Raw genomic sequence first — 12,263 nt, 5'->3', positions numbered from 1 at the left:
CTTGGCAAGCCGGGAAAGACTCGTTAAACAATCGTTTCCGGGCGTGCTGGCTGTTGCTGGCACGTCCGTGCTCGCATTCCGAAAACCCGATACGCTAGGAGATCATTCCTTTCAGGACATCCGCATGGATTGCTCGAAAGGAAGGAAAACCCGTCGTTTTAGGAGGAATGAGGGCAGGGGTCTTTCGGTTCGCCTGAAGATCTCGATCCTGTCCAAGACTGCAGGCGCCCGCGATGAGACGCAAGTTTCTTCAACGGCTTAATCCATCGGCCTGCATAGACGGGTGAAGACCGGATTTCGCTTCACGTCGCGTTTCGCGCGACGGTCGGCGGGTATGGTTCGAACCTCGACACCCCGTGCCATCAGGCGCGGGAGGGCAGGCTTTTCAAATGTCGTCGTGCCCGGCGTGTCCTGAGGCCTGAAGTGGTCTCGAGGTCAGGTTTTGGGCGGGACGATGGGTGCAACCCGGCGGTCCTGCCTCTAGGCGCAGACCGCCAACCGGAGAGAGCTTGCTGTGGAAAGAGCGGCAAAAAAGGACGCGGTTGAGGCGCTGAACGGTCTGTTCAAGACTACCAGTGTTGCAGTCGTCGCCCACTATTCCGGCCTCACCGTGGCCCAGATGCAGAAGCTGCGTACGCAGATGAAGCTGGCGGGTGCGTCGGTGAAGGTCTCGAAGAACCGTCTCGCCAAAATTGCTCTTGAAGGCACAGACGTCGTTGCCATCGGTTCCCTGCTGAAGGGGCCGACCGTGATCGCGACTTCCAACGATCCGGTAGCGGCGCCAAAGGTTGCCATCGAATTTGCCAAGGCGAACGAGCAGTTCGTCATTCTCGGCGGATCGATGGGTAAAACCGTCCTGGATGTGAACGGCGTCAAGGCGCTTGCCGCCCTGCCGTCGCTCGATGAACTGCGCGCGAAGATCCTCGGCCTCCTTGTGGCGCCGGCGACCAAGATCGCTCAGCTCTCGACTGCGCCCGCGGCCAAGCTCGCGCGCGTCATTCAGGCCTATGCCTCAAAGAGCGAAGCGGCCTGACGCCCTTCGCAAACATCAAACCTGGTTCGAACCGAATTCGCTTAAGGAAACAGATCAATGGCCGACCTACAGAAGATTGTTGACGACCTCTCCAGCCTCACCGTGCTCGAAGCTGCCGAGCTCGCGAAGCTCCTTGAAGAAAAGTGGGGCGTGTCCGCCGCTGCCGCCGTTGCGGTGGCCGGTCCGGCCGCTGCCGCCGCTGCTCCCGCGGAAGAAAAGACCGAGTTCACGGTCATGCTCACCGCCGCCGGCGAGAAGAAGATCGAAGTCATCAAGGAAGTCCGTGCCATCACCGGCCTCGGCCTCAAGGAAGCCAAGGACCTCGTCGAAGGCGCGCCCAAGGCTGTCAAGGAAGGCGTCAACAAGGACGAAGCCGACAAGATCAAGGCCCAGCTCGAAAAGGCCGGCGCCAAGGTCGAGCTCAAGTAACCCGGTTACGCGAGCGCAATCCCCGGGCGAGCATGGGCAGACCAGGGGATCGCGAACGTGGGTCGGAACAATCCGTTCCACGTTGTACACAAGAATGTGTGGGGATTCGGAGGTTTAACCCTCGAATCTCCACGATTGTCATCCCATATCGGGACGGCAGCACGAAAGCACGGTTGGCGGCGGGAACGGTGACGCTTCTGCGCAGACCGTTGGGAGACAGGCAATTTCGGGCTTTTTCGGTCCGTAACTAAGCAGGTTGAGACGGGCGGGTGCGGAAGCGCCCCGCGCGTCGTTTTGCGTTTTGAAGGTGCAGGGCTTTGATTTGGGATTAAAATCCTGAAATTTGGCTTCAGACTTTCGGAATGTTTGGGAAATTCAACCCGGGGGCGATGGCAGTCGCGCTTCGGAAGGTTCGCCCCTCACGGGCGACGAAATGAGAGGCCACGATGGCGCAGCAGACATTCACGGGTCGCAAACGGGTTCGCAAGTTCTTCGGACACATCAAGGAAGTCGCGGAGATGCCGAACCTCATCGAGGTTCAGAAGGCATCCTATGACCAGTTCCTGATGGTCGATGAACCCGTCGGTGGCCGGCTGGACGAGGGCTTGCAGGCGGTGTTCCGCTCGGTGTTTCCGATCTCGGATTTCTCCGGCACCTCGATGCTGGAGTTCGTCCGCTATGAGTTCGAACCGCCGAAATACGACGTCGACGAGTGCCGTCAGCGCGGCATGACCTATGCGGCGCCGCTGAAGGTGACGCTGCGCCTGATCGTGTTCGATATCGACGAGGAAACCGGCGCCAAGTCCGTCAAGGACATCAAGGAGCAGGACGTCTACATGGGCGATATCCCGCTCATGACCATGAACGGCACCTTCGTCGTCAACGGCACCGAGCGCGTCATCGTCTCGCAGATGCACCGCTCGCCCGGCGTGTTCTTCGATCACGACAAGGGCAAGACCCATTCGTCCGGCAAGCTGCTGTTCGCCGCGCGCGTCATTCCCTATCGCGGCTCCTGGCTCGATATCGAATTCGACGCCAAGGACATCGTGTTCGCGCGTATCGACCGCCGCCGCAAGATTCCCGTGACCTCGCTGATGTTCGCCCTCGGCCTCGACGGCGAAACCATCCTGAGCACCTTCTACAAGAAGATCAGCTACAAGCGCGCCAAGGAAGGCTGGCGCGTGCCGTTCGACGCCACCCGTTTCCGCGGCTACTCGACCATCAACGACCTGATCGATGCCGACAGCGGCAAGATCGTGCTCGAAGCCGGCAAGAAGCTGACCGTGCGTGCCGCGCGTCAGTTGCAGGAAAAGGGCCTCAAGGCGCTGCGCCTGTCGGATGAAGAGTTGGTCGGCAACTATCTCGCCGAAGACCTCGTCAATCCGAAGACCGGCGAAATCTACGCCGAAGCCGGCGAGGAAATCACCGAGAAGTCGCTGAAGGCGCTCAACGAGCAGGGTTACAAGGAATTGCCGCTGCTCGACATCGACCATGTCAATGTCGGGGCCTACATCCGCAACACGCTGAACGCCGACAAGAACATGACGCGTGAAGACGCGCTGTTCGACATCTATCGCGTGATGCGTCCCGGCGAGCCGCCGACCATCGACTCCGCGCAGACCATGTTCCAGTCGCTGTTCTTCGACAGCGAGCGCTACGACCTGTCCGCGGTCGGCCGCGTCAAGATGAACATGCGCCTCGAACTCGATGCCCCCGACACCCATCGCACGCTGCGCAAGGAAGACATCCTCGCTGTCATCAAGACGCTGGTCGACCTGCGCGACGGCAAGGGCGAGATCGACGACATCGACCATCTCGGCAACCGGCGCGTGCGCTCGGTCGGCGAGCTGATGGAGAACCAGTACCGCATCGGCCTGCTGCGCATGGAGCGCGCGATCAAGGAGCGGATGTCCAGTGTCGATATCGACACCGTGATGCCGCAGGATCTGATCAACGCCAAGCCGGCGGCCGCCGCCGTCCGCGAATTCTTCGGCTCGTCGCAGCTGTCGCAGTTCATGGACCAGACCAATCCGTTGTCGGAAATCACCCACAAGCGCCGTCTCTCGGCGCTTGGTCCCGGTGGTCTGACCCGCGAGCGCGCCGGCTTCGAGGTGCGCGACGTGCATCCGACGCATTACGGTCGCATCTGCCCGATCGAGACGCCGGAAGGCCCGAACATCGGCCTGATCAACTCGCTGGCGACGTTCGCGCGCGTCAACAAGTACGGCTTCGTCGAGACGCCCTACCGCAAGGTCAAGGACGGCCGCGTCACCGACGAGGTGGTCTACCTCTCGGCGATGGAAGAGGGCCGCTATCACGTCGCGCAGGCGAACGTGGCGCTCGACGCCAAGGGCCGCTTCACCGACGATCTCGTGGTCTGCCGCCATTCCGGCGACGTGCTGATGATCACGCCGGACAAGGTCGACTACATGGACGTGTCGCCGAAGCAGCTGGTTTCGGTTGCCGCGGCGCTGATCCCGTTCCTCGAGAACGACGACGCCAACCGCGCGCTGATGGGCTCGAACATGCAGCGTCAGGCCGTGCCGCTGGTGCGCGCCGAGGCGCCGTTCGTCGGCACCGGCATGGAAGGCGTGGTCGCCCGCGATTCGGGTGCTGCGATCGCTGCACGCCGCACCGGCGTGATCGACCAGATCGACGCCACCCGTATCGTGATCCGCGCCACCGACGACCTCGACCCCACCAAGTCGGGCGTCGATATCTACCGGCTGATGAAGTACCAGCGCTCCAACCAGTCGACCTGCATCAACCAGCGTCCGCTGGTGAAGGTCGGCGATCAGGTGGCCAAGGGCGACATCATCGCCGACGGTCCCTCGACCGATCTCGGCGAACTCGCGCTCGGCCGCAACGTGCTGGTCGCGTTCATGCCGTGGAATGGCTACAACTTCGAAGATTCGATCCTGCTCTCGGAGCGGATCGTGAAGGACGACGTATTCACCTCGATCCACATCGAGGAATTCGAGGTGATGGCGCGCGACACCAAGCTCGGTCCTGAGGAAATCACCCGCGACATTCCGAACGTTTCGGAAGAAGCGCTGAAGAACCTCGACGAAGCCGGCATCGTCTACATCGGCGCCGAAGTGCGCGCCGGCGACATCCTGGTCGGCAAGATCACGCCGAAGGGCGAGAGCCCGATGACGCCGGAAGAAAAGCTGCTGCGCGCCATCTTCGGCGAGAAGGCGTCCGACGTCCGCGATACCTCGCTCCGCGTGCCTCCGGGCGTGCAGGGCACCATCGTCGAAGTCCGCGTATTCAACCGGCACGGCGTCGACAAGGACGAGCGCGCCTTGGCGATCGAACGGGAAGAGATCGAGCGTCTGGCCAAGGACCGCGACGACGAACAGGCGATTCTCGACCGTAACGTCTACGGCCGCCTGGCGGAGCTTCTGGAAAATCGCCAGGGCATTGCCGGTCCGAAGGGCTTCAAGAAGGACACCAAGATCACCCGCGCGGTGCTCGACGAGCATCCGCGTTCGCAGTGGTGGATGTTCGCGTCCCCCAACGACAAGCTGATGGCCGAAATCGAAGCGATGCGGAAGCAGTACGACGAATCGAAGAAGGGCCTTGAACAGCGCTTCCTCGACAAGGTCGAAAAGCTGCAGCGTGGCGACGAATTGCCGCCCGGCGTGATGAAGATGGTCAAGGTCTTCGTCGCGGTGAAGCGCAAGATTCAGCCCGGCGACAAGATGGCCGGCCGTCACGGCAACAAGGGCGTGGTGTCCAAGATCGTTCCGATCGAGGACATGCCGTTCCTCGAAGACGGGACGCATGCCGACATCGTGCTCAATCCGCTGGGCGTGCCGTCGCGCATGAACGTCGGTCAGATCCTGGAAACCCATCTCGGCTGGGCCTGTGCCGGCCTCGGCAAGCGCATCGGTCAGACCATCGATGCCTACCTTGCCAGCGCCAAGCAGGACCTGAAGCCGCTGAAGGAGACCCTCAAGAAGATCTACGGCGACGACGAAACCATCAAATCGCTCAACGACAGCGAGTTGATGGAGCTCGGGCGCAATCTCAGCCACGGCGTGCCGATCGCGACGCCGGTGTTCGACGGGGCCAAGGAAGCCGACATCGAGGAGATGCTGAAGCTTGCCGGTCTCGATGCGTCAGGCCAGTCGACCGTCTTCGACGGCCGCACCGGCGACACGTTCGACCGCAAGGTGACGGTTGGGTACATCTACATGCTCAAGCTGCACCATCTGGTCGACGACAAGATCCATGCGCGTTCGATCGGGCCGTACTCGCTCGTTACCCAGCAGCCGCTGGGTGGCAAGGCGCAGTTCGGCGGACAGCGTTTCGGCGAAATGGAAGTGTGGGCGCTCGAGGCTTACGGCGCGGCGTACACGCTCCAGGAAATGCTGACCGTGAAGTCGGACGACGTCGCCGGCCGTACCAAGGTGTACGAGGCGATCGTGCGTGGCGACGACACGTTCGAAGCTGGTATTCCGGAATCGTTCAACGTGCTGGTCAAGGAAATGCGTTCGCTGGGCCTCAACGTCGACCTGCACAATTCCAAGGCGGGCGGCGCGACATCCGAGGCGGCCGAGTAACCCAGGAAGCGACTTGCCCGGCGCTTTGCGCCGGGCACCGCGCTTCGCTCGGACGTTGGGCGAAACGCGTGGCGTCAAAAAGAATTTCGAATTTGCTGCCGGTGACGATCGGCACGCGAGGAGAAGACCATGAACCAAGAAATTATGAATCTCTTCAACCCGACGACGCCGGCTCAGGTCTTCGACCAGATCCGGATTTCAATCGCGTCTCCGGAGAAGATTCTGTCGTGGTCCTACGGCGAGATCAAGAAGCCGGAGACCATCAACTACCGCACCTTCAAGCCGGAGCGCGACGGCCTGTTCTGTGCCCGCATCTTCGGGCCGATCAAGGACTACGAGTGTCTGTGCGGCAAGTACAAGCGCATGAAGTACAAGGGCATCATCTGCGAGAAGTGCTCGGTCGAAGTGACGCTGAGCCGGGTCCGGCGCGAACGCATGGGCCATATCGAACTGGCCGCCCCGGTCGCGCATATCTGGTTCCTGAAGTCGCTGCCCTCGCGCATCGGCCTGCTGCTCGACATGACCCTGAAGGATCTCGAGCGGATCCTGTATTTCGAATATTACGTCGTTCTGGAGCCCGGCCTGACCGCGCTCAAGGACCGTCAGTTGCTGTCGGAAGACGAGTACCTGAAGGCGCAGGACGAATACGGCCAGGACAGCTTCACCGCCATGATCGGCGCCGAGGCGATCCGCGAATTGCTGAAGGGTCTGGAGCTCGAAAAGCTCGAGGCCAGCCTGCGCGTCGAGATGCAGGAAACTGAATCCGACATCAAGCACAAGAAGCTCGCCAAGCGCCTGAAGATCGTCGAGGCCTTCCGCTATTCCGGCAACAAGCCGGAATGGATGATCCTGACCGTGGTGCCGGTGATTCCGCCGGACCTGCGTCCGCTGGTGCCGCTCGATGGCGGCCGCTTTGCGACCTCGGATCTCAACGACCTCTACCGCCGCGTCATCAACCGCAACAACCGCCTGAAGCGGCTGATGGAGCTGCGCGCCCCCGACATCATCATCCGCAACGAAAAGCGCATGCTGCAGGAGGCGGTCGACGCATTGTTCGACAACGGCCGCCGCGGCCGCGTCATCACCGGCGCCAACAAGCGCCCGCTGAAGTCGCTGGCCGACATGCTGAAGGGCAAGCAGGGCCGCTTCCGGCAGAACCTGCTCGGCAAGCGCGTCGACTATTCCGGCCGTTCGGTGATCGTGGTCGGTCCCGAACTGCGGCTGCACCAGTGCGGCCTGCCGAAGAAGATGGCGCTCGAACTGTTCAAGCCGTTCATCTATTCGCGGCTCGACGCCAAGGGTCTTTCCACCACGGTGAAGCAGGCCAAGAAGCTGGTAGAGAAGGAGCGTCCGGAGGTCTGGGACATCCTCGACGAGGTGATCCGCGAGCATCCGGTGCTCCTGAACCGCGCGCCGACGCTGCATCGCCTGGGCATCCAGGCGTTCGAGCCGGTGCTGATCGAGGGCAAGGCGATCCAGCTGCATCCCTTGGTCTGCGCCGCCTTCAACGCCGACTTCGACGGCGACCAGATGGCCGTGCACGTTCCGCTGTCGCTGGAAGCGCAGCTCGAAGCGCGCGTGCTGATGATGTCGACCAACAACATCCTGCATCCGGCCAACGGTCAGCCGATCATCGTGCCGTCACAGGATATCGTGCTCGGTCTGTATTATCTGTCGGTGTTGCGCGAAGGCCTCCCCGGCGAAGGCAAGCTCTACGGCGAAATGGCCGAGATCGAGCATGCCCTGCACGCCAAGGTCATCCACCTCCACACCAAGATCAAGTATCGCTGGCAGGGTATGGACGAGGCCGGCAAGCCGGTCACCCGCTGGTACGACACCACGGCTGGCCGCGCCATGCTAGGCCAGGTGCTGCCGAAGTCGCCGAAGATGCCGTTCGAGGTCGTCAACAAGCTGATGACCAAGAAGGAAATCTCGGGCGTCATCGACCAGGTCTATCGTCACTGCGGTCAGAAGGAGACGGTTATCTTCTGCGACCGCATCATGGCGCTCGGCTTCTACAACGCGTTCAAGGCCGGCATTTCGTTCGGCAAGGACGACATGGTGGTGCCGGCTTCGAAGTGGAAGACGGTCGACGAGACGCGCGCGCTCGCCAAGGAATTCGAGCAGCAGTACAATGACGGCCTGATCACCCACGGCGAGAAGTACAACAAGGTCGTGGACGCCTGGTCGAAGTGCACCAAGAAGATCTCGGAAGACATGATGGCGGAAATCTCCGCCGTTAAGAAGAATCCGAAGGGCGGCGAAGCCCAGATCAACTCGATCTTCATGATGGCGAATTCCGGCGCCCGTGGTTCGCAGGACCAGATGCGTCAGCTCGCCGGCATGCGCGGCCTGATGGCCAAACCGTCGGGCGAGATCATCGAGACGCCGATCATTTCGAACTTCAAGGAAGGTCTGTCGGTGCTCGAATACTTCAACTCGACCCACGGCGCCCGCAAGGGCCTCGCGGACACCGCGTTGAAGACGGCGAACTCCGGTTACCTGACGCGGCGTCTGGTCGATGTGGCGCAGGACTGCATCATCACCGCGGATGATTGCGGCACCAAGCTCGGCATCAAGATGCGCGCCATCATCGATTCCGGCACGGTAGTCGCCTCGCTGGCGTCACGCATTCTCGGCCGTACCAACGGCGAGGATCTGCGCGACCCCGTCACCAACAAGGTCGTGGTCAAGCGCGGCACGCTGATGGAGGAGATTCACGTCGACGCCATCCAGCAGGCCGGCATCCAGGAAGTGAAGATCCGCTCGGCCCTGACCTGCGAACTGGTCAACGGCATCTGCGGCAAGTGCTACGGCCGGGATCTCGCCCGCGGCACGCCGGTCAATCACGGCGAAGCGGTCGGCGTCATCGCGGCGCAGTCGATCGGCGAACCCGGCACCCAGCTGACGATGCGCACGTTCCACATCGGCGGCGCGGCGCAAATCAACGAGCAGTCGTTCATCGAGTCGAATTTCGACGGCAAGGTGACGATCAAGAACAAGGCGATCGCGAAGAATGGCGAAGGCCATCTCGTCGCGATGGTCCGCAACATGGTGGTGGCGGTGACCGATGCCGACGGCACCGAGCGGGCGACCCATCGCATCCAGTACGGCGCGCGGATGCGCGTCGACGAAGGCGACATGGTCAAGCGTGGCCAGCGCATCGCCGAATGGGATCCCTACACCCGTCCGGTTCTGACCGAAGTGGAAGGCACCATCGGCTTCGAGGATCTGGTCGAGAGCCAGTCGATCTCGGAAACGCTGGACGAATCCACCGGTATCGCCAAGCGCGTCGTGATCGACTGGCGTGCGTCGCGCGGCGGCGCCGATCTGCGTCCGGCCATCGTCGTCAAGGGCAAGGATGGCAAGATCCTCAAGCTCGCGCGTGGCGGTGAGGCCCGTTACATGCTGTCGGTCGACGCCATTCTGTCGGTCGACGTCGGGGCCAAGGTCAAGACCGGCGACATCCTGGCGCGCATTTCCACCGAAAGCGCCAAGACCCGCGACATCACCGGCGGTCTGCCGCGGGTGGCGGAACTGTTCGAGGCCCGCAAGCCGAAGGACGCCGCCATCATCGCGGAAATCGCCGGCACCATCCGGTTCGGCCGCGACTACAAGAACAAGCGCCGCATCTCGATCGAGCCGATGGACAAGAACGAGGAGACTCGCGAGTACCTCATTCCGAAGGGCAAGCACATCCATCTTCAGGACGGCGACATCGTCGAAAAGGGCGATTTCATCGTCGAGGGCAATCCGGCGCCGCACGACATTCTGGCGATCAAGGGCATCGAGGAACTCGCTGCCTATCTGGTCAACGAAATCCAGGAGGTCTACCGGCTGCAGGGCGTGCTGATCAACGACAAGCACATCGAGGTGATTGTCCGTCAGATGCTGCAGAAGGTGGAGATCACCGACCAGGGCGAGACCGACATGATTTCGGGCGAACAGATCGACAAGATCGAGTTCGACGTGATCAACGCCAAGGCCAAGGAAGAGGGCAAGAAGATCGCCACGGGAACGCCGGTTCTGCTCGGCATCACCAAGGCGAGCCTGCAGACCCGCTCGTTCTTCTCGGCGGCCTCGTTCCAGGAGACCACCCGCGTGCTCACCGAAGCCGCCGTCAACGGCAAGGTCGACCCGCTGGAAGGCCTCAAGGAGAACGTCATTGTCGGCCGGCTGATCCCGGCGGGCACCGGCGCCTCGATGGCCAAGATCCGCGAAGTCGCGGTCAAGCGCGACAAGCTGATCCTCGACGAACGCGAGAGGCAGGCCACCATCGTGCCCGCCGCTCCCGAAGTCGAACCGCTGGCGCTGCCGCCGGCCGAACCGGCGGAATAAGGCGCTGCGGATTCACGATGTTACGAAAAAGGCCGGCGAAAGCCGGCCTTTTTGCTGTTTTTTTGCCTTTCTCGCACTGCACACGGCTTTGTTCATCTTCCCTTCAGTGTCAAAAGCGCTTTTGCTAGGGTGAGTTAGACCGGGTGCCTCGCGAACAGCAGGCGGCCCGGCTGGGGCGACGGAAAACCATATGCTGGATCTTGCAATCGTCGGCGGCGGGCCCGGTGGCCTGATGAGCGCCTGGTACCTCAAAAAGAAGCTCGGTGAGCTTTGCCGCATCACCATCTATGAGGCCTCCGACCGGGTCGGCGGCAAGATACTGACGCGCAAGTTCGATTCAGCGCCTGCGATGTACGAAGCCGGCGTCGCCGAGATCTACGATTACTCGATGACCGGTCCCGATCCGCTGCGCGAGCTGATCCAGCATTTCGGCCTGCAGACCATTCCGATGGATGCCGAGCAGGTCCAGCTCGACGGCGAACTGTTGAACGACGTGGCCGGGATGCGCCGCAAATACGGCGCCAAAACCGCCGACGCGATCGAGGCGTTCCGCAAGCGCTGCTCCAATCTGATGTCGCCGCTGGAATATTACGAAGGCGTCGGTGCGCACGACAACGAGCACCCCTGGGCCTACCTCAACTGCGAAGAGTTACTCGACAAGGAAATCAGCGATCCCGTCGCGAAACGTTTCCTGAAGGTGATGGCGCGCTCCGACCTCGCCACCGAGAGCCACAACACCAATGGGCTCAATGCGCTGAAGAACTTCGTGATGGATGTCGATGGCTATATCGGCCTGTATTCGATCCAGAACGGCAATGAGCAGCTGATCGACTGCCTGCGCTCTGAGGTCAACGCGGACATCCAGCTCAACCACCGCGTGCTCAAGGTCGGCAAGACCGAGTCCGGGCGCTACCAGCTCGATATGATGAACGGCAAGGGACCGGAGACCAGGGATTTCGACCTGGTGGTGATGTGCCTGCCGCATTCCTGGCTGGGCACCATGCGATGGGACGGCGAGCAGCTGCGCAAGTCGATGGTCAAGCACGTCGCCTATTTCGATCGTCCGGCGCATTATCTGCGGGTCTCGCTGCTGTTCGACCAGCCGTTCTGGGGCGGGAAGATCCCGGGCGCATGGTTCATGTCGGAAGCGTTCGGCGGCTGCTGCGTCTACAACGAAGGTGCGCGTCACGATGTCGGCAAGCACGGCGTGCTGAACTGGCTGATCGCCGGTTCCGATGCGCTGGCGTTCGCCAATCTCAGCGACCAGGAACTGATCGACGCCGCACTGAAGTCGCTGCCATCGGCGCTTGGGGACGCCGGCGCGCATCTGATGGAAGGCAAGATCCATCGCTGGCTGTCGTCGGTGAATGCGCTGCCGGGCGGCATGCCGGCGCGCGACGTCATGACCAATCACCGTCCCGAACCGAAACAGCATCCCGGCCTGGTCGTGGTCGGCGACTATCTGTTCGACTCGACGCTGAACGGATTGCTGGATTCCTCCGACGCCGCCACCGACATCATCGTCACCGAGATGATGCGGCTACGCCGCGCGCGCGGCGACGGCAGTTCACCTGCGTCCGACAAGATCGACCGCCAGTATTTCGAGAATTATCGCGGGCTCGGGCCCTATCACGAGGTCTGGGACCAGTTCACCGATCCCGCCTACCTGACCGACCTCATCAGGATCGTCTGGAACAGGGCCAGGGGCTACCGGCTGCTGGTGGCCGGCTCCGCCAGTGGCGAACTGGTGGGAGCGCTGCGCGCCCGCGGGATCGATGCGTGGGGCATCGAGAACAACCGTACGATCCACGCCCGGACGCCGAAGGAACTGAAGAAATATTGCAAGTTCGGATCGATCGTCGATATGCCGTTCAAGAGCGGGGAATTCGACTTCG

At 62.0% G+C, this 12,263-nt stretch carries 6 protein-coding genes; all 6 read left to right on the top strand.

The genetic code is table 11. From position 1 onward, the window contains the following. The coding region (locus tag Q8N40_RS19085) for a hypothetical protein (protein WP_305712912.1) at positions 1-262 on the top strand (262 nt) is incomplete at its 5' end. A 252-nt stretch (positions 263-514) separates the two neighbouring features. Further along, positions 515-1,033, top strand: coding sequence for a 50S ribosomal protein L10 (rplJ, locus tag Q8N40_RS19080; RefSeq protein ID WP_305320539.1), 519 nt, complete (start codon positions 515-517; stop codon positions 1,031-1,033). A gap of 57 nt (positions 1,034-1,090) precedes the next feature. Further along, entirely contained in the window at positions 1,091-1,462 is a 372-nt protein-coding gene (gene rplL / locus Q8N40_RS19075; RefSeq protein ID WP_291860694.1) for a 50S ribosomal protein L7/L12, read from the top strand. A gap of 446 nt (positions 1,463-1,908) precedes the next feature. After that, positions 1,909-6,030 carry a DNA-directed RNA polymerase subunit beta gene (gene rpoB / locus Q8N40_RS19070; RefSeq protein WP_305712911.1) on the top strand — a complete coding sequence of 1,374 codons (4,122 nt, stop codon included), beginning with the start codon at positions 1,909-1,911 and terminating at the stop codon, positions 6,028-6,030. Between the two features lie 129 nt (positions 6,031-6,159). Continuing rightward, positions 6,160-10,368, top strand: coding sequence for a DNA-directed RNA polymerase subunit beta' (gene rpoC / locus Q8N40_RS19065; protein ID WP_305712910.1), 4,209 nt, complete (start codon positions 6,160-6,162; stop codon positions 10,366-10,368). Between the two features lie 190 nt (positions 10,369-10,558). Next, on the top strand, positions 10,559-12,263 hold a 1,705-nt coding region (locus Q8N40_RS19060; RefSeq protein ID WP_305712909.1), incomplete at its 3' end, for an FAD-dependent oxidoreductase.

It is taken from the genome of Bradyrhizobium sp. (assembly GCF_030693485.1).
GTDB lineage: Bacteria > Pseudomonadota > Alphaproteobacteria > Rhizobiales > Xanthobacteraceae > Bradyrhizobium.
This window is presented reverse-complemented; position numbering and strand designations above follow the sequence as displayed.

Excerpts from the sequence above, each read along its gene's own strand:
- rpoC (WP_305712910.1), top strand. The coding sequence starts at position 6,160 with ATGAACCAAGAAATTATGAATCTCTTCAACCCGACGACGCCGGCTCAG.
- rpoB (WP_305712911.1), top strand. The coding sequence starts at position 1,909 with ATGGCGCAGCAGACATTCACGGGTCGCAAACGGGTTCGCAAGTTCTTC.
- rplL (WP_291860694.1), top strand. The coding sequence starts at position 1,091 with ATGGCCGACCTACAGAAGATTGTTGACGACCTCTCCAGCCTCACCGTG.